Raw genomic sequence first — 22,640 nt, 5'->3', positions numbered from 1 at the left:
GCGGCCGTTTTTTAATTTCCGAAATTTCAAGGCTTACCACTGAAAAGGTAGTACCTTTGTGGTCAGTTTGTTGTCAGTTTATCAATATAACCACCGATTATGTCTGCCACGCTCGACACCACGAGTCTATTAGCCGACCGCATCAATGCGTTGGAGGAGTCCTCGACGCTGGCGATGGCCAAAAATGCCCGCGAACTGGCTGCGCAAGGGCACAAAGTAATCAATCTGAGTATCGGCGAACCTGATTTCAAAACGCCGGCTCATATCTGCGAGGCTGCCAAGAAAGCCATCGACGAAGGCTACCACGGCTATACGCCGGTGGCCGGCTACCCGGATCTGCGTAAGGCCATTGCCGATAAGTTTAAACGTGACAACAACCTGAATTGGAAACCAGAGAATATCGTCGTTTCAACCGGGGCTAAACACTCGCTGGCCAATGTGCTGCAGGTGCTGATCAATCCGGGCGATGAGGTCATTATTTTCTCGCCATACTGGGTTAGCTACTCCGAGATGGTGAAATTGGCCGAGGGCGTATCGGTTGTCCTGGACGGGCCGTTTGAGAATGATTTTAAGGTGACGCCGGAGCAGTTTGAAGCGGCCATCACCGACCGAACGAAGGTGGTTATGTATGCGTCGCCGAACAACCCAACCGGCTCGGTGTATACGGAAGAGGAACTGCGGGGCATTGCCGAGGTGGTAGCTCGTCACGAACACATATTCGTGCTGGCCGACGAGATCTACGAATACATCAATTTCACGCCTGAAGGTCATTTCAGCATTGGGTCAGTTCCGGAGATTGCCGACCGCGTTATCACCGTCAACGGCATGGCGAAAGGCTTTGCTATGACTGGCTGGCGGATCGGATTCATTGGGGCTGCCAAGTGGATTGCCGACGGCGTTGAAAAGCTGCAGGGACAGGTCACGTCGGGTACCAACTCGATTGCCCAGAAAGCGGCCGTTGAAGCCCTGACCGGTACGATGGAACCGACGCAGGAAATGGCGAAGGCCTATGAACGTCGTCGTGACCTGGTTGTGAAGCTGCTGAAAGAAGTGCCCGGCTTCCGGACGAACGTACCACAGGGGGCTTTCTACGCGTTCCCCGATATCAGCTATTACTATGGCAAGTCGGATGGACAAACGACGATCAATAACTCCGACGATTTTGCCATGTGGCTCCTTCGGACGTCTTTTGTTTCGACGGTTGCAGGGGCTGGTTTTGGCGCTCCTAACTGCCTGCGTATTTCAACGGCAGCCTCGGATGAAGCCCTGACCGAAGCCATCCAGCGCATCAAAGACGCCGTGGCTACGTTGAAATAGACAAGAGGAGGAGAAAAGGAGAAGGGAATACTGTCCATCCTCCTTTCCTCCCTTCTCCTTTTCTCCTTAAATCCTCATCTTCGCCCGATCGGGACAACCACCTTCACGCTCACGTTCCGGCCCATGTTGAAGACACCAGGCCGTCCGGTGGCCGGATTCACGCCGAAATACTTCAAGCGGTTCTGGTGGCTCTGGTACGCTACATCGAAGAGATTCTGAATGGCTACGTACACTGAGAACAAGGGTTGTCCATTGCTGAGTACGTCGCTGCCGGCACCGAGGTTAATCAACGTATAGGCCGGGGTCTCCGTCTCCGTACCATAAGCCAGCAACGCCTGGTTTTGCCGCCAGTTGTGTTCGACTTCCACCTGAGCGTACATGTTTCGCCACCGGGTTCCGCTCTCCACTTTCGTAAATTTCAACTGACTGAGTAGCCGTGGAGGTGGCAGAAACGGCAGATAACGGGCTGAATCTGATGTGGCTGACAGATTGCGCGACCGAACCAGCGAGTAGGATGTCGTAAAATGAAACCAGCGGGCGGCTCTTGGATTTATGGTGACCTGAGCTTCTCCGCCATATAGAACGGCATTCCCCTGGACGTATCGATACGTCAGGATCGGGCGGGCCGGGTCAACAATTGAATCGCGGCCGAACCGGTCAAGCACTTTTTCGGAATAGGTGTAGTTGGCGATCCGGTTCTGGAACAGGTTAGCAATGATTGATACAGACGGCGTTTCGTACTGAACACCTATGTCGTACTGCCACGACGTTTCTGATTGCAGGTTTGGGTTGCCAATCTCATACCGGAACGTACCGGCGTGTTCGCCATTGGCTGACAGTTCCGGAGTAGCGGGAGCCCGGAAACCACGGGCCAGATTACTTTTTACCGTCCATTGATCCGAGAGCTTGTAAGTAGCACCAAGGCTGGCTGTCGGGTTGGAATACGTCTTGTCAAGCCCGTTGAACCGAACCGTACCCCCACGGATTGGCGTTTCGCTGAAAACACCTTCACTGTCGGCATACAGTTGGTTGATTCGCATCTGACGGACGTCCATCCGTACGCCACCGTTCACCGTCAGCCGGTCGGTCTTCTTCTGGGCAAACGCAAACACACCGTTGTCCCACGACTTATAACCCGGATACAATACCTCAAGTCCCTGGTTCTGGTTGTACTGCCACATCCCGTTGCCGCCAACCGTAAAATCCCAGCCATTTTTGCCACCGAAGTAATATTTCAGGTCATAAAAAACGTTTTGCAGGAAGAAGTACAACGCAGGCTGACCGGGAGTAAGCGTACTGGCAAATTCCTGCCGGCGGTTCTGGCTGTAGCTGATAATGGCCGACAGATTGCCTCCTCCAACTTTAGTGAAGGTGTTCCACGAAACTTTCATGTGGTTCAGATTCTGGTAGTTGGCTGGATTGATGGCTCGGCTACGTAGTTCGCCGTCCGACACCGGTGCGAGGGCTTCCGAATCGCTATCCATCCGAACCAGCTTCTGGAACCGACCCGTTTGATCGCGTTCGCCCGTCACGATGTTGATATCCTGATGCCAGTTGGAAAAATAAATTTGCGAATACCCCCACCGACGGTTAATGCCAATCGTACCGTTCACGTTGAACTCGCGGAAAGCCGACCCATACACTCGCCCATCATACCGATTGCGGTAATTACCAGCGTTCTTGTGGCTCAATCGAAGTCGTCCGAAAAGACCATTGTGGTTGCCCTCAACTACGCCCGATAAGCCAATCAGGCCGTTGTTGCTCTGGTAGTTGGTCAGAATCTGTCCCCGATAGACACCCGGATCAGGCGGACGAGCAGAAATCAGACTCATGACGCCACCCAGACCGTCGGAGCCGTATAGCATACTCCCCGAGCCTTTGATGATTTCATACCGGTCAATCGAGTACTCGTCGATCTGGAGGGCATGTTCTTCACCCCACTGGTTGTCTTCCTGCCGAACACCGTCGTGTACCGTAATAACCCGGTTGAAGCCGAGTCCCCGAATCACCGGTTTGGACAGACCGACGCCGGTTGTAATCTGCGACATACCCGGCAGTCGGCTGACCGCATCTGTCAGGTTGGTCGAGCTGGTCTGGAGCCATTGAACTTTCGAGTACGTCATGATTGGTACCGGACTTTCCTTAACCGTCGAACCGGTTGTCAGGCCCGTCACGACTACTTCCTGAAGCTGTGACGCTTCGGGTTCCAGGATAACGTCGAGCGTTGTCTGCCCGCCCGCGAGCCGAATGGTGCGGGTTTGGGGCCGATAACTCAGAAACCGAATCTCCACCTTATGAGAGCCGGCCGGGAGGTCTGCAACCCGAAAGTTTCCGAGCGTATCAGTCGAGCCGCCTTTTTGCAAAGCGGGCAGGTAAATAGTTACCCCAGCGAGTGGTTCGCGGGTAGTTCGGTCTGTAATACGGCCATTGAGTATAGATTGTGCCGATACTGCGGCAGGCAGTAAAAGAAAAAGAGTGAGAAGTCGAAGCATGGAGGCTTGAATATGGTTTGGCAAACTGGACTACTACGAGCCAATGTGCGCACACACGCCATCTGTTCCCTGTCGAAACAGATCACATACGGTGTAAACAGCGACAAAGGCGTTGTACGGAAAGCAAGCAATTAAGCCAAAACCACGGGTGGGCCCCGGTGTCGAAATCCGATGTGCGGTGACGCGAAGGAGAACGTAAGATTGCCCAAAGCCGCCGTCAACAAAGCCAATATCAGCACGAGCGGCTGCCAGAACAAAAAATCTGGATTGGTAAAGAGGACGTTACTGATGCCATCAAGCCAGATTAGCTCCTGCTGTGTGTGGGAGTGACTAGGAAACTGGCTGGAAGGCGAGGGTTTGAATGGGTGCGCGTGCGTGATGATTGTTCCGTCGGCCAGGCGGTGGGCATGGCGAAAAACAACCCCGTTGGTCAGTATGGCAATGTACAGACCAAGTAGAAAGCGAGCTATCCTTAGCTGATTATGTCTGGACCGCAGCACGCTAAAGAAATTTTAACCTAATTTTTATGTAAATGTATTAAATTCGTAATACTTCGATGTGAATTAGTTTTTAACAGGTAGGTAGGCTTGTGTCACTTTGGCCCCAAACTTGCTATTGTTTTATATGAAGTTACAATAGTGACAAAATAGTTATTGAAAAGTGTATACTTGTTGTTGTAAACTTTTCAATAAAATTCTTGTTTTTGTATTAAGGCAAGGTTAATTTTGAATATTAAAGGGGCTGCATATGACAGTCATGGCGTGTGCAACTCACTATTGAAACTATACCGTAAACTTAGCTTAGCTTAATTTAACCGACACATGAGATGAAAAACGTTCGTTTGTACATGATTTTACAATGGATTTTCTTCCTCCCCGTCATCTTGCCCTTGTGTATGTTGTTCGGTGCGCTACGGGGGGCAATCCAGATGGCTGATCGGGTGATGGACCAACTGTGGACTGATGTGATGCCGCATCGTAAAACCGAGGCCACTATAGATTGATATTTACTCTAGGACAATCATTTGCTTATATACTTTAAACCCGGTGACTGAATAGCCGCCGGGTTTTTCATTTACTCAAAAATAAAGTTGAGATTTTTGTCTTTGTAATCCTCTTTGTCCAGTTCTAAAAATTCTTCCCAGAAGGGGTCGTTCGGTACTCCCGCTTTGCAAATGATAGGCTCCTTTTTTACAGGATGAACAAAATAAAGCCGACGGGCATGCAGGTATATTTTTTTGTCCGGAACGGCCCGGTCATATCCATACTTAATATCGCCCCGGATTGGACAGCCAATGGCCGATAACTGCGCACGGATCTGGTGCGGGCGACCGGTGACCGGGTTTACTTCGAGCAGGTAGTGTTCATTGATTCGGCCCAGCACCCGATACGTCAGCTCCGCACGTTGCGAACCGGGGACTTCGTATTCGTGAGCGGTGGTCTGATTTTTCTGTTCGTCTTTAACCAGCCAATGAACCAGCTTGTCGCTGTCCTTGGGTGGTTTCTGGCGGACAACGGCCCAATAGGTTTTCTGCACTTGCCGCTTCCGGAATATTTCACTCATCCGCTCCAGTGCTTTTGACGTACGCGCAAACACCACCAGGCCACTGACCGGCCGGTCGAGCCGATGAACCAGGCCCAGAAAAACATCGCCTGGTTTATTGTATTTCTCTTTAACGTACTCTTTCAGCACGTCGAGGAGCGTAATGTCGCCGGTACGGTCGCCCTGGACTAAAATGCCTGGTTCTTTATTGACAATCAACAGGTGGTTGTCTTCATACACCACCTGATATGGTTTCTTCTTCATAGCCCATGGACCTGTTTGTCCAGCTTACATAACTCAATACGCTTCGTTCTCGTTCGGAAAGTCCCGGGCTTTTACGTCATCGACGTAGTGCGCAATGGCCTCGGTCATGATTGTGCTAAGGTCGGCGTACCGGCGTAGGAAACGCGGTTTAAAATCCTTCGTAATACCCAGCAGGTCGTGCAGGACCAGAATCTGGCCGTCGGCGTCGGGACCGGCTCCAATACCAATGGTTGGAATCTGAAGGCTTTGGGACACTTGCCGGGTCAAAGCCGCCGGAATTTTTTCGAGCACTACGCTGAAGCACCCGATGTCTTCGAGCATGCGGGCGTCGTCCATCAGTTTCTGCGCTTCGGCTTCCTCTTTAGCCCGAACCGCGTACGTACCAAATTTGTAGATCGACTGGGGCGTTAACCCGAGGTGACCCATAACCGGAACCCCCGCGCTCAGAATCCGGACGATGGATTCCTTTACCTCCAGTCCGCCTTCCAGCTTAACGGCGTGAGCACCCGATTCTTTCATGATCCGGATAGCCGACCGGAGCGCTTCCGAGGAGTTACCCTGGTAGGAGCCAAACGGCAGATCGACAACGACCAGCGCCCGCTTTACGGCCCGCACCACTGAACTGGCGTGGTAAATCATCTGATCGAGCGTAATGGGTAGCGTCGTTTCGTGACCAGCCATGACGTTCGACGCCGAGTCGCCGACGAGAATCAGCTCAACACCGGCCGCATCGACCACACGCGCCATCGAGTAATCGTAGGCGGTCAGGGCCGATATTTTTTCACCTTTATTTTTAAGTTCCTGTATGGTGTGCGTCGTAACGCGCTTGATGTCGGGATTATGAACGGACATAGATGATGGTCAGTAAGGTAAGATGCCGGCCAATAGGCCGGGGCCGCGCAAAATTACGCGAAACTAACGTACCACTATCCTCAGTGCCCGATTAACTCACCGGGGGATAAGCCAGGACTCCGGATTGAGCTTGGTAAATTCCTTCCAGATCTGGAACTGTAGCTCCGAAACGCCATTTTTATCCGTTGCAACGGTACCGATGGGTTCCCGGGCTTTCACGCGCTGTCCGGTTCGAACCGATACGCTCCGTAGCTTGGCGTATACCGTGAAATAGTCGCCGTGCTGAATAGCGACTACATTGTTCATGCCGGGCATGCTGGTTACGTCCTGTACGATACCATCGTATACGGTCCGTACGGTTTCGCCGGCGTTTGTCTGGATATCGACGCCCTGGTTTTCAACGTAAATCCCTTTTAACACGGGATGGGGTTTACGTCCGAAGTGGTCCGAAATAAAGCCGCGCGATACTGGCCAGGGTAGTCGGGCACGCGACGAAGTGAACGAGGATGCCAGGGCCGTTTCTTCGCTGTTCAGGTTGTTGTTACGTCGTTCGTCGGGTCGGGCCGCGTTCGACTTGCGTTCGGCAGCTTCTTCGCGTTCAGCGGCTGCTACGTCGGCGTCGGTCTTGGCTGGTTTTTCGCCGGCAGCCGCAGCTTCTTCAGCGCGTTTCCGCTCGGCCGCCTTACGAGCTGCTTCCAGTCGGGCCAGTCGTTCCCGCTCCGCCCGTTCCCGGGCTTCGCGTTCGGCCCGTTCCCGCGCAATGATCCGCGTAATCATGGCTTCGAGCCGATTCACAGCTCGGCGACTTTCAGCCAGTTCAGCGCGCAGTTCAACCTCTTTCTGGCCAAGTTCTTTAACTACCTTGTTCTGCTCTTCCTTCAGCGTAGAAAGTTTTTCGCCCTCCCGAACTTTGGCCGCAAGTGCTCCGCGTTGTTCTTTCCGTTTACGTTCCGTGACCTGCTGCTTGTTCTGCAACATGGACTGGATGTTGTTCATCTGCCGAACCTGACTCTGCCGGGCGTCGGAGTACTGACGAAGGTATTTATATCGGGCGACGAGTTGGTTGAAGCTTTCGGATGCGAACAGAAAGCTGATGGGGTTCACCTGTTGCCGACGCTTGTCGGCCGCATAGATCATGGCACCGTATTCAGATTTCAGCTTTTCAAGGTCGCGTTTCAGCGCCTGGCTGGCCTGACGTAGTTCGGCGATCTCGGTGTCAGTCAGGCGGAGGTCTTTATTGATTAGATTGATCTGTTGCGTCTGAGCCTGAATTTGCTGGTTCAGGGCTTTCAACTGTCCGAGACCTACCTGCTTTTCCGACGCGGTTTGTTTCAGGATGGTCCTGATCTGATTCATTTTCTCCAGATTCTGCTTCTTTTCTTTTTCCAGCGTCTGGCGATTCCGCTGGGTTTGCTGGCCCTGCACCGACAAGGGCACTAACAAACCGATAAACACGGCTCCGATACTCCAAACGCGAAAAAGCAATCGAAAAAAAGCTGTAATCTGCATAGTTATGTCAATCGACTATTTGCCTACGGCCGTCGCTGATATTTTGCCGGGATGGTGAACGGAAACCCGGGATTTTTATCCACCAGTTCAACTTTGTTATGTTGAATACGTAGCAGTGATTGGTAGTACTGCCCGTCGGTTTTTGATTGATAGTCTAGTGTAATCAGGCTCGTAAACGGAAACAGAAAATTGTTCAGGGCCGCGAAATCCTCATAATCCAGCCGTAGCGTATTCCTGGTTGGCTGCTCAACAACCATTAGCTTTTTCAGCTTACGATCGTCTTCGCCAATGTAATTTTCGACCAGTACTTTGCCTTCCGTTTGCCGGAGGAGCAGGTAATCACGATCCCGCTTTACTTTCTGTGCCGGTTTCTGGGGCAGGGGCAGATTCCCGACAATGAGCGCCTGGAGCAGATCGAACGTCAGATTGAAATTGAACTGACGGCTAAGGGTTGGGAAATCGTAGGCCGCATATTCCTTATGAATTTTGTCCAGAATCTGGATTGAGTCACGCGTTATCAGTCCCCGGGCTACTTCAAGGCCCAGCCCTGTTACCGCAAACCAGATTACACTGTCTTTACGAACGCGCAGGTTGACGTTGGCATTGTTAATGTCCTGATCTTTGCTCTTGAACGATACTTTCGATTTGGCAACGAGATATTTAAAATCTATCTCGGCAACAATGGCGCGCGCTTCGTCAATACCCGGCCGGTTCTGAGTCGGGTTGTTTGTGGTATCAGCAGGGGGCGCAGGGCGGGCGGCAGTTACGGTATCAGCAGGAGTAGGGCGGGGAGGGGCCGAACGCGACAACCGCCGACGACGGCAGCCTTCCGAATTCAGTAAAACCCCCAATAGTAAGGCAAACAGAAGGTATTTGTTCATGAAACTAGTTCGTCGTTTGTTGTTCAGCGCCTGAGTCGAATTACCCACCACGAACGACAAACTTCTTTATAACTTCCCCGTAGCGATTTTTTTATCCAGCGCATCGCTGGTCTCGCCTTTGGCTTTTGCTTTTTTCCATTGGTCCAGTGCCTTCTCCCTTTCACCAAGCTGGAACAGTACGTCGCCGTAGTGTTCAAGTATGGTGCCGCTGACACTGGCCGGATTAGCCTGGATTACTTTTTCCAGCATTTGCCGGGCTTTAGCGTAGTCCTTCATGGTGTAGAGCACCCAGGCGTGTGTGTCCACGAACGTAGCGTTGGTCGGGTTGCGCTCTACCAGCTTCTTTGACATTTGAAGGGCCTTCGGCAGATTTTCTTTCCGCAACGACAGGAAATAGCTGTAATTGTTTAGTACGTGGTCGTTCTGTGGATCTTCCTTTAACACCAGCTCGTAGGCTTCATCCGATTTGGCGTGGTCACCAAGCCCGTTGTAGGCATCGCCTAGTTGAGCGTTAATGCCTTTAACAAGTTCAGCGTTATTTGTGACACTCAAAAGCTTCCGGCTTTCTTCCAGGGCGTCGACGGCTTCCTGATAATGACGTTTGAACAGGTGCGCAGAGCCGTTTGAATACCAGAAGAATCCTTGCGTCGGGAATACTTCGAGGGCTTGTTGCGAATGAACCAGTAGGCTGTCTACCTGATTTAGTTCGCTGTCCAGTTGCAACAAAGCTCCCCAGACTTCATACGTAGAGCCGTCGAGTCGGGCGGCTTTAGCGTAGGCGTCCCGTGCTTCGGCTTTTTTACCCTGCTGCGTCAGCAGGTCGCCCAGCATGATCTGGGTTTTCGGATCGTTGGGGCTTGTTTTCGCGAGATCCTGCGCCATTTTGAGCGCATCCTGCTGGGCTGCGGTGCTCTCGCCCGTAGCTCCGGCATAGCTCGACAAAATCCGGGCTTTTAATCCGGCCTCGAGATTCGGATTAGCGAAAACTTGATTTAGCTCTTTGGTCACCCGGGCCATATCGCCTTTTTTACGGTACACGTCTGCAAGCAGTACGTGGGCCTGGGGCAGGTCCGGATTCAGCTTGAGGGCCTTGTCGAGCCAGTTAATAGCCTGGTCGTCGCGGTCATGGGCGATTAGGAGTTCTGCCCCTTCGAGCAGGTATTCCGGTTCGCCCGGCTCCGAAGCCACCAGCTTTTCGGCTTCTTCGATGGCCTTATCAATCTTATTCTGCTTGAGGTAAATCCGCTGTTTCTGGCGCGTGATCTCCTCGTTCATCCCCAACACGCGTTCTACGCGGTTATAGGCGTCCAGCGCTTTGTCGGGTTTATCGTCAAAGAGGTAGATGGCTGCCAGTTCGACGCCATATTCGGCGTTCTCCGTGCCTTTGCTGAGTAATTGCTCGTAGAGTTCTTCGGCTTCTCCATACCGCTTCTGTTTAACGAGCAGTTCGGCCAGCAGCAGGGTATAGAACTTATTATTAACGTCGATCGAGTGGGCTTTTGACGCAAATGGGATAGCCTCGGCAGTTTTACCGGTTTTCAGTAAGGCATTGGCTGTAGCATACTGAGCAGCCGCGTTGTTCGGATTTTTTTGCAGCAGTTTTTCGAACTGAGTGATCGCTCGAGCAGGCTCGTCGGTCATCAGGTGTCGCATGCCCTCCGTAAAAAGGAGTTCCTCTTCGGCTTTGGCCAGGGTTGTGGTGCCAGAAGCTGCTTTACCGGCTTCCGTGTCCGGCTTTGTATCCTTGCGCTGAGCCGCAACGGGCGTCACCCCGAGCCAGATAAGTAGCCCGAATCCGCCGACCAATCCCAGCAGTCGCCGGCTTCGGCAAAACGTATATGGTTTGTTCATTGTGGTCAGCGTGGTATAAAGTACGTGCTTACAAAAAACGAGTCAATAACCGTTACTATTGCAGCCCGGTTGTGTTTTGATATATAAACAAAGGTAGTCCAAAATAGCAAATACTTATTAAGTTAGCTATTCTGAGTGAACTACCTTCCTGAGCAACGGATGAAATGCTACGAAACGGCGTCGTAGACCTGCACTCGTTCCCACAAGTGACTGCATTCGGACACGAATTCCAGGTGTACCGGGTGAATCTGGTAGCGGTCGTGGGCGTCTTTATCTCCAAAGACAAACGTGAGCGAAAAGTCGTAGCTGTGGTCAATGACGGGCCGACGAGTATCAGCCGGAACGCCGATGTACGCCGTTGTGATGTCGTTGATTCCTTTGAGGGATTCCAGACCGGCGCGGAGCGCGTCGCGATCAGCCTGATTTTCGGGGTGCTTGAGCCAGAAAAAAACTGTGTGAACGAACATGGTATCAGGTAATAAGTTAGCTGGTCGGTAGCTTCATAAGCCGATTACATATCGTGTATTGACCTATTTACCGACTCGCTAACTTACTACGTGTTTATGAAAACTTTTCTAACTGCTTAACCAAAACGCCAAAATCTTTCGGATAGGGCGCTTCGAACTGCCGACGCTCACCGTCGAGTAGTTCAAACGTCAGCGAATGGGCGTGCAGCGCCACCCGCTGGATCAGCGGCAATTCTTCGGTGTCTTTCTTCAGATTGAAATTCCGCTTGAGTTCCGACAAGAACAGTGGCTCGCCACCGTACGTCGGGTCATTGACGATTGGTGCTTTCAGACACATCAGGTGAACCCGGATCTGGTGCATACGACCCGTAATGGGAAGACATTCCACGAGGGTATTCTGCCGGTAAGCCTGCAATGTATTGAAGATCGTCTCAGCCAGTTTTCCCTTCTCCCGGTCAATCCGAACGGCCGTACCGTCTTTGATCGGTGCGATCGGAAGGTACACTGAAACGCCGTCGAAGTCGTGGACACCATTCGTTACGGCGTGGTAGCGCTTGGTCACCTCGCGGTGCTCGAACTGCATAGCCAGGTGTCGATAGGCTTCCGGGTGTTTGGCAATCGCCAGGATACCCGACGTCTCCTTGTCCAGCCGGTGCCCCAGTTGCGCGTCGGGATGATAGGCTTTGGCCAGCCGAATGATGCTCAGCGCCCGGTCGTTAGTGCGCTCATCGAGCGATGCAATGTGGGGCGGCTTATTGATTAATATATAGTCGTCGTTTTCAAAAACGATTAAATCCTCAAAGTTCAGTTTCATGAGTAAACTGTTCAGGTTCGTTGGTTGAGGTAAGCAGCAAAACTGGTCCTGGTCTTACTCTCAAACGTCAAACTAAATGCAAAAAGCCTCCTCCGGACTGGAAGAGGCTATGGTAATGCGATAACCCCAAAAACGTTAGATGGATAGCGTACCGCGCTGTTGTGCTTTGCGCAGGGTCGCTTCCAGACCGTTTTTGTTGATGGTTTTGATGGCAGACGTAGCAACTTTCAGCGTGACCCATTCGCCCGTCGACTCCACGAAGAAACGCTTCTTCTGGAGGTTCGGGTAGAACTTACGCTTTGTTTTATTGTTGGCGTGAGAAACGTTATTTCCCGTCCGCGTCCGCTTTCCTGTGATTTGACAAACTCTGGCCATGACCGTACTCGTTTTCCGTATGAGGGCGCAAAATTAGCTAAAAGGCTGATACTACGCAAACTATTCCTTGGCTTTTTTGAAACCATACGGGCAATGCCGACAGCCGTTTTTGCAACAATAACCGCGTTTTAAGTGGTAGGCGGCCGTAAAAACGACAAAACCTTCCGGGGTATAGTAGTAATCTTCATCTGCGAGGCTATCAATCTTCTTATTTTTCCGGTGGGATGCCATATGTTATATCTGTATTAACCCTGTGGAGATGAAGCAGGTTGGGTTTTGCCTTCTCCCTAATTCAGGCTATTTTTGAAAGGAACGAACTGTTTAAACGGTTGGTTCTATAATTTAATACCCCTTCATCAACTGTTCACCACTAATTATTCGTACTGCTATGGAAACCGCACTGCCTATCTCGGCCACAGAACAGGCCATGCAACTTGAGTGGAACTACGGCGCTCATAACTACCACCCCGTTCCGGTCGTTCTGACGCGGGGCGAAGGCGTATTTGTCTGGGACGTAGAAAACAAACGGTACTTTGACTTCCTCTCAGCCTATAGTGCCGTTAGCCAGGGACACTGCCACCCACGTATCATTAATGCGTTTATCCAGCAGGCGCAGCGATTGACCCTAACCTCGCGGGCTTTCTACAACGATAAGACGGGTATCTGCGAGAAATTCCTGTGTGAGTACTTTGGCTATGACAAAGCCTTATTAATGAACTCGGGTGCCGAAGGGGGCGAAACCGCCTTGAAGCTGACCCGGAAATGGGCGTACCTGGTGAAAGGTATTCCCCAGGATCAGGCTAAAACGGTCTACGCGGCCGGCAATTTCTGGGGCCGTACGCTGGCGGCTATCTCCTCGTCCACTGACCCGAGCAGCACCCGCGATTTTGGGCCACTGTTGCCGGGTTACATCATTATTCCATATAACGACCTGACTGCGCTGGAGGAGACCTTCAAGCGTGATCCGAACATTGCGGGCTTCATGGTTGAGCCAATCCAGGGTGAAGCCGGGGTTGTGGTGCCGGACGAAGGCTATCTGCGGGGTGTGCGCGAGCTATGCACCAAATACAACGTACTGTTCATTGCCGACGAAGTGCAGACCGGTATCGGCCGGACGGGTAAACGCCTGGCCTGCGATTACGAAGAGGTAAAACCGGATCTGCTCGTACTGGGGAAAGCCCTGTCGGGTGGGACGATGCCGGTATCGGCCGTGTTGACGTCCGATGAGGTAATGCTGACAATCAAACCCGGCGAACACGGCAGTACGTACGGCGGCAACCCGTTGGCCTGCGCCGTGACGATGGAAGCGCTTCAGGTAGTAAAAGACGAAAACCTGGCCGACAACGCGATGGCGATGGGTGAGGTTTTCCGGAGCCGGATGACGGCCCTGAGTCAGAAAACGGAACTGGTCAAATCGGTACGGGGCAAGGGCCTGCTGAACGCGATTGTGATCAGCGAGCGCCCGGAATATGGCAAAGAAACCGCCTGGGAAATCTGCCTGAAACTCCGCGACAATGGGCTGCTGACCAAGCCAACCCATGGCGACAAGATTCGGTTCGCGCCCCCACTCGTTATCAACGAAGATCAGGTGCACGAAGCCTGCGATATTATTGAAAAGACGATTCTTAATTTTTAGAGGAGAAAAGGAGGAAGGGTAGGAAAGGAGAAAGGAAGCCGCTACAGTTTCCTTTCTCCTTTCCTACCCTTCCTCCTTTTCTCCTTTTTTTTACCTCACCTTCTGGTCTTGTTCGTAGACGCCTTCTTCTTCCTTGGTGCCGTCGGCGTTGTAAAGCATGCCCGGACCGTTGCGCTGCCCATTTTTGAAGTAGCCAACAAACCGGTCCCCGTCGGCGAAGTAATACACGCCTTTGCCGTTTGGTACGTTCTTCTGGAACCAGCCTGCGTAGCGGTCGCCATTGCGGTAGTAGTACACACCGTAGTCGGAACGGACGTTGTCGCGGAAGTTGCCTTTGTATTTAATCTTACCATCGGCGTAATATTCCGTGCCTTCGCCGTGTTTGTCGCCTTCTTCAAATTCGCCGGCGTAACGCTCGCGGGTGGGGTACACGAAAACCCCGCGGCCATCCTCACAGTCGCCGGAAACGCAGCCAACCGTACGGACGGATGTGTTGGTACGAGTAGGCGTAGTGGGGCGAGCTGAGACAGTAGTTTCGTCGTCGGCAATGGGTTTCGGCGCGGTCGCTACGGCCGGTTTGTTTGCCGATTTCCATTTCGGATACAGTTCTTCGGCTTCGAGCCAGCCTTTACGGATTGCCTCGATACGGGCGGGTTTGGCCGGGTGCGTCGAGGTGGCGTGTTCATTACCAAGTAGCTTGATGGCTACCAGTGATTCGTCAAGCGATGCTCCAAGCTGGTGTAGCACAAAGCCCGAAAACTTATCGGCTTCAATCTCTTTCAACGGTTGACCGCCTTTTCCGTCGATGGTATGGCCCTGGAGGTGGTGGCCAATTTCGTGCGCCATGACGCTGATAGCCGACCAGTCGGTTTCGGTGGCATCTTCGATTCGTTGCATAAACGCACCGTCGTAGATGATAAACCGCTGCCCCTTCACGACCGTAGCAAAGCAGTTCTGGGTATTGGCACACTCCATAATCTTAAAATTACGCAGCAACCCAATAGGCTTCAGGATCCGGTCGACAACACGTTCGGCGTGGCCATTGGAGGTGTACGCCATGTAGTTACAGAGAACCTGCGGATTCACGGCCGCGCCGGTGAAATTGCAGGTAAAAGATTCGGAAACCAGCATCGGCTGGCGGGTCGGGGCTTGAGCTGACAAAGAGCCGGTTGCCCCTAAAACGAGCGTAGTTACGTATAAAACCGCTTTCACGTTCATAACCGGGTGGGGTTAATCGTTCATCACGGCAGAATAACGAACAGAACTAGGCAGGCATTGTAAATCGACGCTGGCGACCGTTCAACTTTAGGCTATAACGATCGATCGTAGGCCTTTTTCTTAATCTAGTTCAACCGTTTTTCTTAAGATACTTCATCGTTTTGGACCCAGGCGGGGCGGTAGTTTTGCATCAGTTAAGCAACAAAAACAACACAAATCATGCAAACTACCCTGGAAAAGCTGATGGGCCTGAACCGTCTGGTTCAGCAAGGGCACATCCTGCACGCCTTCGATACGTACTACCACGACGACGTGGTGATGCAGGAAAATGAGCAGGCACCCATGATCGGCAAGCAGGCTAACTATGAGCGCGAAGCCGACTTCGAAGCCAACGTATCAAATTTTTCGGCCGTGCCACTGAAAACGTCAGCCAGCGAGAATCACTCGTTTGTCGAATGGCAGTACGACTACACGCATTGCGAGTGGGGGCATAAGCAGTACAAACACGTGTCGGTGCAGGAATGGAAAGATGGGCGGATCATCCGCGAGAAGTTTTACTACGCCGGATAACGTATCATGAAGTAAGTGGAGGATCTAACAAAAATTACGCATGAAAACGCTGACCGTACCGGACGAAACGCCGGTTTTTCCCCTACGCTGGGTGGTGGCCACGAATGATGAGGCTGCACCTCTCGTGATTCGCCTGATGCTGGCGCTGGTCTTGTTTCCCCACGGTGCCCAGAAACTATTCGGTTGGTTCGGTGGGTATGGCTTTGATGGAACGATGCAGTATTTCACGGAAACGGTTAATCTGCCGTATCTGCTGGCGCTTAGTATTATACTGATTGAGTTTCTCTCGCCCTTCCTGCTCGTTGCCGGCCTGTTTACCCGCGTCGTGGGTGTCCTGATCAGTCTGCTGTTCACCGGCATCATTCTGACAGCACACGTAGCAATTGGTTTCTTTATGAACTGGAACGGTAGCCAGCCGGGCGAGGGCTATGAGTATCATCTGCTGATCGTAGCGATGGCCGTTTCGCTGCTCATATCGGGCGGGGGTAAACTGTCTCTGGACAGTAAACTGGCGAAATAAAGGCCCGGCGGCTACCAGCGACTTGTTTTAAGCAGACGTAATTTGCCATATTTACCGGCAAACTAACTCGCAACCCGGCCCTGTCGGGTTGCTGTCGTCTGTGGTTATGCAAGTGTTCGACACCGCGGCTGCTCACGAGCGGATTCTGAGCCATGTGCAGCAGTTGATCAGCCTCACCGAGGAGGAAGAAACGTACTTCCTGAGCATACTCAAACCGCGTGTGCTACGTCGTAGGCAGTATCTCGTGCAACAGGGTGAAGTGTGCCGATTCGAGAATTTTGTCGTGAAGGGTACGCTTCGGGCTTTTGCCATTGACCCAAAAGGGCAGGAGCACAATGTCCTCTTCGCGCTGGAAGACTGGTGGATTTCGGATTTTCAGAGCCTGCTGACCGAACAGCCTGCTACGTTATATGTAGAAGCCATCGAAGAAGCGCATTTGCTGCAGATTGAGAAGAAGGACATTGAGCAACTGTTCATCAACGTCCCGAAGTTTGAACGATTCTTCCTCGTTAAATTACAGAAGGCGTTCATCGCTTTCCAGAACCGGATTTTCTCAACCATCAGCCAGACGGCCGAAGAACGCTACCTTGACTTTCGCCAGCGGTACCCACTCATTGAACAGCGGGTACCGCAATACATGCTGGCGTCCTACCTGGGCATTACGCCCGAATTCCTGAGTAAAATCCGTCGCGAACTCGCCACCCGCCATTGATCATTTGAACCGCTGCACCGCCACTTTACCTTTGGCCCCTACGGCGTAGCAAGTGCCTTTTACGCAGGCCAGCGCGTGGAAGCCTTCGGTGTCCAGCCGCTGCCAGGTTTGGCCCTGGTCGGCGGAAATGCTGCTGCCTGATGGGCCAATGGTCAGCAGCCGGTCGCCGGGCAGCAGCGCAACGGCTTCTTTGAGGCCAGGCGGGTCGGTAGGGGAAACGGCCTGCCAGGTGCGGCCACCATCGCGGCTGATGGCTGCGTTTGGGCCGGTCTGGGTTGTTTGCTGGTAATTGCCACCCACAGCCATACCGTTCTTCTCGTTAAAAAATCGAAGGCCAAAAAGTCCCGTTGCGCTACCAGCAGGCAGCGGTGTATTACTCACGGCCCAGGTTTTGCCCCGATCGGTGGAGCGGAAAACCCGGCCGACCGTACCGCCACCGGAGGCAATCCACACGTTTCGTTTGCCCTGAACAACCAGACTGGTACCGCTGGCGGCAAACGCGGCTTCGTTCGGCTGCATAGCGGGCAAGGCTTCGGGCGGAACGGGCTGCCAGGTCTTTCCACCGTCGTCGGTCGTCAGGATAAACCACTTGCCATTAGCCGGAGGATCGCTGAACACAATGCCGTGCTGTTTGTCCCAGAAATCCATGCCATCGAAAAAGACACCCGCTTGTTTGGTTTCGTACAACTGCGTCCAGTTCCGGCCACCGTCGGTAGTTTTGTAGATACGTGCCTGGCCTTTTTCGGCCGGTCCGGCGCTCATCAGGTAGGCCGTCTGATCGTCGACGGCGTGAACATCGCGGAAGTCGCAACTGTCGGCGCCGGGAACCTGGCCCTGCTCCCACGATTGACCGCCGTTGCTGGTGTGAACGAACGTACCGCGGGTACCCCCAATCCAGACAACTTTTTCGTTAGCGGCACTGACAGCCCGGAAGCTGGCATCGGTCCCTACGTTCTGCGGTTGCCATTGAGCCAGAGCAGACGAAGTCAATAAAAGACCTGAAACACAGAAAGTAATAAAAGCAATTGCGCAGCGGTTGCGTCGAAATGGGGAAGTCATACCATTATAACGAATTATACCGCCGTTGAATACTCTCGGTCAGCACTTGATACACTTCGTAAAACTGCGGACGGGTTGACAAAAAGTCCAGATGGCGGTTGATGGTTGTCTGATCGCCCCGCCGGGCCGGGCCTGTCTGAACATCGGCCGGATTGTCGGCAGCCAGACCCTTACGAAATGTTTCGCGGATAATCGGACGTAGCAGATCAAACTCGAGCCCTTCGGCCGTGGTCAGGTCGCGGGCCAGAGCCATCAGATGATTGGTAAAATTACAGGCCAGAACAGCCGCTACGTGCAGCATCTGCCGCTCTTCGGAGTTAATCAGGTACACAACGTCGCTGAGTTCCTGGCCCAGTTGCACCAACTGAGTTTCGGTTGCTTTGTCGTTGGATTCGATGCAGAGCGGTATCTCGTCAAACGCCATCGGTGGCTGCCCTCTCGTAAACGTCTGCAAGGCATAGAAAACGCCCGTCTGGACGGGTATGTCGCTGTAAACGGCCATCCATTGTTCCAGCGCACTGAGTGGCTGGCTCCCTGATGTATGCACGATTGTAGCGCCTTCGGGCAGCACAAGCCGGGCGCAGACTGCTTCGAGGGCATCGTCGGGAACGGCCAGTATGAACAGGCTGGATGGACTGTCGGCAAAGTTCAGTTCCGAATGTGTACGGGCATCATACAGTATACTGACCAGTTGCCGGGCATGCTGCAACTGTCGGCTGAATACTTCATTGATGTGATGGCCAGCGTTTTCCAGCGCAGGAGCGAGGTGCCAGGCCAGGTTTCCGGCACCGATAAACGATATTTCCATTGTCAAGTATATGACTTTTGATTGTATGGCGTGCGTTACCTTTGTGAAAAAGCGTGGGGCTGGGGGCGTGGAGCAAGGGGCATAGGGCTTTTACGTACCCTTCGCCCCGTGCTCCGCGCCCCAGCCCCACGCCCAAACCCCATCGCTCTTGTCCATTCTCGTCATAATCCCCGCCTTCAACGAAGAAAACTCGGTTGGTAATGTGGTGCGGGACATACCCACCGGCTTAGTTGATGAAATTGTAGTCGTAAACAATAACTCCAACGATCAAACGGCTGTAGAAGCGGCCCGTGCCGGGGCCACTGTTCTGAATGAGCCGATTCAGGGCTACGGACGAGCGTGTCTGCGGGGTATCGCCTACGCTCAGAATCGGCAACAAAAACCGGATGTCGTTGTTTTTCTCGATGCTGATTACTCCGATTATCCCGGCGAAATGACAGCCCTGGTGGCTCCGATTCTGGCGGGAGAGGTCGATCTGGTGATTGGATCGCGGGCGCTGGGCAACCGGCAGCGCGGCTCCATGACACCCCAGCAGGTGTTTGGAAACTGGCTGGCCACAACGCTCATGCGCTGGCTGTACGGAGTTCGTTACACGGATCTGGGGCCATTCCGGGCGATTCGGTTTGATAGTTTGCTGGCCCTGAACATGCGGGATCTAACCTACGGATGGACCGTAGAGATGCAGTTGAAGGCCGCCAAACAGGGCTTACGGATTACTGAAGTGCCCGTTAGCTACCGGAAGCGGATCGGCTTTTCTAAAATATCAGGAACCGTGAAGGGAACGATTTTAGCTGGATACAAGATTATTACGACAATATTCAGGTACTTGTAACACAGTAAATACTCAACGTTGTGAATTGTTGCTTTGTCAACTATGGAAATCATCGTCTTAGTCCTGTACGGCCTGGCCCTGTTGCTGCTGTTCCTATACAACTGCGGCCAACTGAGCCTGATTATTATCTACCTACGTAGCGAACGAAAACGGAAGGCTGCCGTGCTGGCATCTGATGCGATCGACTGGAACGCGCTACCCGTAGTAACGCTGCAACTACCCGTTTACAACGAGCTTTACGTAGTGGAACGTCTGATCGATTCGGTTGTTAAGCTGCGTTACCCGAAAGACAAACTTCAGATTCAGGTACTGGACGATTCAACCGACGAGACGGTAGAGATCATTGCGGCAAAGGTCAATGAGTACAAGCAAGCAGGATTTGACATTGAGCATGTCCGCCGACCGGAGCGCAAAGGATTCAAAGCGGGTGCTCTGGCTTATGGGCTGGAGTTTGCCAAAGGCGAATTTGTCAGCATTTTCGACGCGGACTTTGTGCCGGACCCCAATTTTCTGCTAAAAACCGTTCCTCATTTTGCCGATCCGAAAGTAGCCATCGTGCAGACTCGCTGGGAGCACCTGAACGAGGATTTCTCCCTGATGACGCAACTCCAGGCGTTTGGTCTCAATGCACATTTTACCATCGAACAGAGTGGGCGCTATGCAGCCGGCTTCCTGGCTAATTTCAACGGAACGGGCGGTGTCTGGCGCAAGGAAGCGATCTATGACGCCGGTGGCTGGCAAAGCGACACATTGACCGAAGACCTTGACTTGAGCTACCGGGCTCAACTGCGGGGTTGGAAGTTCGTTTACCGCGAGGACATCGGCTCCCCGGCCGAGTTGCCCGTAGCAATGAACGCGCTGAAATCGCAGCAGTACCGCTGGATGAAGGGCGCGGCTGAGTGTGCCCGCAAGCTGTTCGTAAAGGTGCTGAAAACGCCGGGCGTATCGCTGCCTATGAAGCTACATGCTGCCGTCCATCTGTTCAGCAGCGCTACGTTCATTCTGGTATTGGTGCTGGGTATCATGAGTGTGCCACTAATCTACATTCGCAGCCGCCATCCAGAGTGGGAGTGGGTATTCTTCGTAATCAATATGTTTCAGGTTAACCTGTTGATTCTGATTTCATTCTACGGTATCCCCTTCTGGCTGCTGAGCCACGAAAATAAAGCCAAGCTCGGCTGGTACTTCCCCATGTACTCGTCGTTGATGATGGGCCTGTCGCTGCACAACACCATCGCCGTTGTCGAGGGGTACATTGGCCGCAGAACTCCGTTTGTCCGTACCCCAAAATTTAATGTCAAATCGGCCCGGGATAGCTGGGCTGCCAACAAGTACGTTAGTCGGCAAATCAGTTGGCTGACCGTAGTAGAAGGGCTACTGACGCTCTATTTCCTGGGTGGACTGGCGCTGGCTTTCTACGTTCAGGACTTTCGAATGTTCTTCCTGCACATCATGCTCATGGTTGGGTTCGGCATGGTGTTCGTATATTCGCTCATCCACGCGGGGCGCCGTCCGGGCAGTCCGTCGTTGGGATAAGTGGGTGCATGATACAAACTCGTTTTTCTGTTAACTGGCTGGTAGCGATTGCGTCAGCGGCTGCCTACTGCATGCTGGCGTATACAGTGCCTCGGCAGAATTTTGGTCTGCTGTTTATGCTCATGCTGGCCCTTTTTTTCGGGTACGGCTTCCTTGTTATGCCGTACCGGTTTACGGGCGCGCGCAGGCAAAAACCAGACGAATTTTTGTTTACGCTGGCGGTCCTGTTCCGGCTACTGCTGCTGTTTGCCATCCCCTGCCTGTCGGACGATGTGTACCGGTTCATCTGGGATGGTCGCCTGCTGGCCAACGGCTACAATCCATACCTTTATCTGCCTCGCCAGTTGCTGAATAGTCCAATAGCCCTGGAGGCTGGTTTGAATAAATCCCTGTTTCAGCAGCTTAACTCACCCGATTACTTCACGATATATCCACCCCTGAACCAGGCTATGTTTGGCCTGGCCGCCTACCTGGCCCCAACTAGCTTGCTGGGTACGGTGGTCGGACTTCGTATGCCGATTATACTCAGTGAAATCGGCTCGCTATGGCTAATGACAACGTTGCTCCGGCGGCTTGATCTGAATCCAAATCTGGCTCTGCTCTATGGGTTGAACCCCCTGGTCATTATCGAACTCTCGGGAAATGTACATTACGAAGCGGTCGTTATTTTCTTCTGCCTGCTGGCCGTCTGGTGGCTCCTGTCGGGCAGAATGGTTGCCTCAGCGATTGCCTTATCGCTGGCCATTGCGACGAAGCTGGTGCCGATGCTGTTTATACCATTGGCGATTCGGGTGCTGGGCTGGCGTCGGGGCATACTGTACGGCGTTGTGGCTGGGCTCTGCACTATCGCCCTGTTTCTACCGTTTGCCAGCATTGAACTGGTTCGACATATCTTTTCCAGTATCAATCTGTACTTCCAGAAGTTTGAGTTTAACGCTAGTGTCTATTACGTCCTGCGGGCAATTGGCTACTGGGTCAGAGGGTATAACACCATCGAATTCGTTGGCTTCTGGTTATCGGTCGTTACGACGCTGAGCATTTTGTGGATCACCTTCCGCTGGCGAAACGTTTCGCCCGCAATTCAAATCCTGGGTATACTGTCCATCTATTTCGGCTTTGCGACAACGGTGCACCCCTGGTACGCGACTACGCTCGTGGCGGCTGCGGTGTTTACCCGCTTCCGGTATCCGCTGGTCTGGTCGGCGCTGATTCCACTCTCGTACGCTACGTATCAGACCACCCCTTATCAGGAAAACCTCTGGCTGACGGCCGTAGAATACGGTGTCGTCCTGTTAGTAGCCATTCTTGAAATTCGGGTACCGCGGCTTGTGGAACCAAACGAAAAAGCCACCGGTGTTCCCACCGATGGCTTGCACTTGTAAGGA

The 22,640-nt window shown here is 52.8% G+C and carries 23 protein-coding genes; 9 read left to right on the top strand and 14 right to left on the bottom strand.

Translation table 11 applies throughout. The features are described 5' to 3' along the window. Positions 1–99 precede the first annotated feature (99 nt). Positions 100–1,317, top strand: a complete 1,218-nt coding sequence (locus BN8_RS24540) for a pyridoxal phosphate-dependent aminotransferase (RefSeq protein ID WP_009284646.1) — start codon at positions 100–102, stop codon at positions 1,315–1,317. Positions 1,318–1,391: 74 nt separating this feature from the next. On the opposite strand, the gene BN8_RS24535 is transcribed toward BN8_RS24540, so the two are convergent. Together BN8_RS24535 and BN8_RS32060 are read right to left on the bottom strand one after the other, a co-directional pair. Next, a complete protein-coding gene (locus tag BN8_RS24535; protein WP_009284645.1) occupies positions 1,392–3,809 on the bottom strand; it encodes a TonB-dependent receptor in 2,418 nt (805 codons plus the stop codon). Between the two features lie 131 nt (positions 3,810–3,940). Then, positions 3,941–4,309 carry a DUF8478 family putative metalloprotein gene (locus BN8_RS32060; protein ID WP_009284644.1) on the bottom strand — a complete coding sequence of 123 codons (369 nt, stop codon included), beginning with the start codon at positions 4,307–4,309 and terminating at the stop codon, positions 3,941–3,943. Positions 4,310–4,635: 326 nt separating this feature from the next. Here BN8_RS32060 and BN8_RS33425 point away from each other — a divergent pair, with 326 nt between their 5' ends. Further along, complete coding sequence (locus BN8_RS33425) at positions 4,636–4,812, top strand: hypothetical protein (RefSeq protein ID WP_192579101.1); 177 nt, start codon at positions 4,636–4,638, stop codon at positions 4,810–4,812. A gap of 71 nt (positions 4,813–4,883) precedes the next feature. Here BN8_RS33425 and BN8_RS24525 read toward each other — a convergent pair whose 3' ends face one another. The 9 genes from BN8_RS24525 to BN8_RS33420 all read right to left on the bottom strand — a co-directional run bounded on the left by BN8_RS24525 (position 4,884) and on the right by BN8_RS33420 (position 12,595). Then, positions 4,884–5,615: an RluA family pseudouridine synthase gene (locus tag BN8_RS24525; protein ID WP_009284643.1), complete on the bottom strand. Its 732-nt coding sequence runs from the start codon at positions 5,613–5,615 to the stop codon at positions 4,884–4,886. A gap of 33 nt (positions 5,616–5,648) precedes the next feature. Further along, positions 5,649–6,467, bottom strand: coding sequence for a 3-methyl-2-oxobutanoate hydroxymethyltransferase (panB, locus tag BN8_RS24520; protein WP_009284642.1), 819 nt, complete (start codon positions 6,465–6,467; stop codon positions 5,649–5,651). Between the two features lie 96 nt (positions 6,468–6,563). Continuing rightward, entirely contained in the window at positions 6,564–7,976 is a 1,413-nt protein-coding gene (locus BN8_RS24515) for a murein hydrolase activator EnvC family protein (RefSeq protein ID WP_009284641.1), read from the bottom strand. Positions 7,977–7,999: 23 nt separating this feature from the next. Beyond that, positions 8,000–8,857 (bottom strand): lipoprotein insertase outer membrane protein LolB1, encoded by an 858-nt coding sequence (gene lolB1, locus BN8_RS24510; protein ID WP_009284640.1) that lies wholly within the window; start codon positions 8,855–8,857, stop codon positions 8,000–8,002. 66 nt (positions 8,858–8,923) lie between these two features. Continuing rightward, complete coding sequence (locus BN8_RS24505) at positions 8,924–10,708, bottom strand: tetratricopeptide repeat protein (RefSeq protein WP_009284639.1); 1,785 nt, start codon at positions 10,706–10,708, stop codon at positions 8,924–8,926. A 167-nt stretch (positions 10,709–10,875) separates the two neighbouring features. Next, positions 10,876–11,175: a Dabb family protein gene (locus BN8_RS24500; protein ID WP_009284638.1), complete on the bottom strand. Its 300-nt coding sequence runs from the start codon at positions 11,173–11,175 to the stop codon at positions 10,876–10,878. A 94-nt stretch (positions 11,176–11,269) separates the two neighbouring features. Beyond that, positions 11,270–11,989, bottom strand: coding sequence for an RluA family pseudouridine synthase (locus BN8_RS24495; RefSeq protein ID WP_009284637.1), 720 nt, complete (start codon positions 11,987–11,989; stop codon positions 11,270–11,272). A gap of 135 nt (positions 11,990–12,124) precedes the next feature. Next, complete coding sequence (rpmB, locus tag BN8_RS24490) at positions 12,125–12,364, bottom strand: 50S ribosomal protein L28 (protein WP_009284636.1); 240 nt, start codon at positions 12,362–12,364, stop codon at positions 12,125–12,127. A gap of 60 nt (positions 12,365–12,424) precedes the next feature. Then, the gene (locus BN8_RS33420; protein ID WP_192579089.1) at positions 12,425–12,595 is read right to left on the bottom strand and encodes a C1orf53 family protein; all 171 of its coding nucleotides are present in this window, start codon (positions 12,593–12,595) and stop codon (positions 12,425–12,427) included. A gap of 157 nt (positions 12,596–12,752) precedes the next feature. Here BN8_RS33420 and rocD point away from each other — a divergent pair, with 157 nt between their 5' ends. Then, complete coding sequence (rocD, locus tag BN8_RS24485; RefSeq protein WP_009284635.1) at positions 12,753–14,000, top strand: ornithine--oxo-acid transaminase; 1,248 nt, start codon at positions 12,753–12,755, stop codon at positions 13,998–14,000. Between the two features lie 90 nt (positions 14,001–14,090). Here the strand turns inward: rocD and BN8_RS24480 are convergent, their stop codons facing one another. Then, positions 14,091–15,218, bottom strand: coding sequence for a M48 family metalloprotease (locus BN8_RS24480; protein WP_009284634.1), 1,128 nt, complete (start codon positions 15,216–15,218; stop codon positions 14,091–14,093). A 219-nt stretch (positions 15,219–15,437) separates the two neighbouring features. On the opposite strand from BN8_RS24480, the gene BN8_RS24475 reads away from it, so the two are divergent. From BN8_RS24475 to BN8_RS24465, 3 genes are all read left to right on the top strand, one after another. Continuing rightward, entirely contained in the window at positions 15,438–15,788 is a 351-nt protein-coding gene (locus BN8_RS24475; protein ID WP_009284633.1) for a nuclear transport factor 2 family protein, read from the top strand. Between the two features lie 40 nt (positions 15,789–15,828). Continuing rightward, positions 15,829–16,308, top strand: coding sequence for a DoxX family protein (locus tag BN8_RS24470; RefSeq protein WP_009284632.1), 480 nt, complete (start codon positions 15,829–15,831; stop codon positions 16,306–16,308). Between the two features lie 106 nt (positions 16,309–16,414). Further along, positions 16,415–17,020, top strand: a complete 606-nt coding sequence (locus BN8_RS24465; protein WP_009284631.1) for a Crp/Fnr family transcriptional regulator — start codon at positions 16,415–16,417, stop codon at positions 17,018–17,020. On the opposite strand, the gene BN8_RS24460 is transcribed toward BN8_RS24465, so the two are convergent. Beyond that, entirely contained in the window at positions 17,021–18,010 is a 990-nt protein-coding gene (locus BN8_RS24460; protein WP_229368303.1) for a WD40/YVTN/BNR-like repeat-containing protein, read from the bottom strand. It abuts the gene before it with no gap. 73 nt (positions 18,011–18,083) lie between these two features. Next, positions 18,084–18,887, bottom strand: coding sequence for a Rossmann-like and DUF2520 domain-containing protein (locus tag BN8_RS24455; protein ID WP_009284629.1), 804 nt, complete (start codon positions 18,885–18,887; stop codon positions 18,084–18,086). Between the two features lie 148 nt (positions 18,888–19,035). On the opposite strand from BN8_RS24455, the gene BN8_RS24450 reads away from it, so the two are divergent. Genes BN8_RS24450 through BN8_RS24440 form a run of 3 tightly spaced genes read left to right on the top strand, consistent with a single transcriptional unit; the run spans position 19,036 to position 22,637 of the window. Continuing rightward, on the top strand, positions 19,036–19,719 hold the full coding sequence (locus BN8_RS24450) for a glycosyltransferase family 2 protein (RefSeq protein ID WP_009284628.1): 684 nt from the start codon (positions 19,036–19,038) through the stop codon (positions 19,717–19,719). Between the two features lie 42 nt (positions 19,720–19,761). Beyond that, positions 19,762–21,255 (top strand): cellulose synthase family protein, encoded by a 1,494-nt coding sequence (locus BN8_RS24445; RefSeq protein ID WP_009284627.1) that lies wholly within the window; start codon positions 19,762–19,764, stop codon positions 21,253–21,255. Positions 21,256–21,263: 8 nt separating this feature from the next. Further along, positions 21,264–22,637 (top strand): glycosyltransferase family 87 protein, encoded by a 1,374-nt coding sequence (locus tag BN8_RS24440; RefSeq protein WP_009284626.1) that lies wholly within the window; start codon positions 21,264–21,266, stop codon positions 22,635–22,637. The last annotated feature ends 3 nt before the right edge of the window (positions 22,638–22,640 follow it).

This window comes from Fibrisoma limi BUZ 3, assembly GCF_000296815.2.
Taxonomy (GTDB): Bacteria; Bacteroidota; Bacteroidia; order Cytophagales; family Spirosomataceae; genus Fibrisoma; species Fibrisoma limi.
This window is presented reverse-complemented; position numbering and strand designations above follow the sequence as displayed.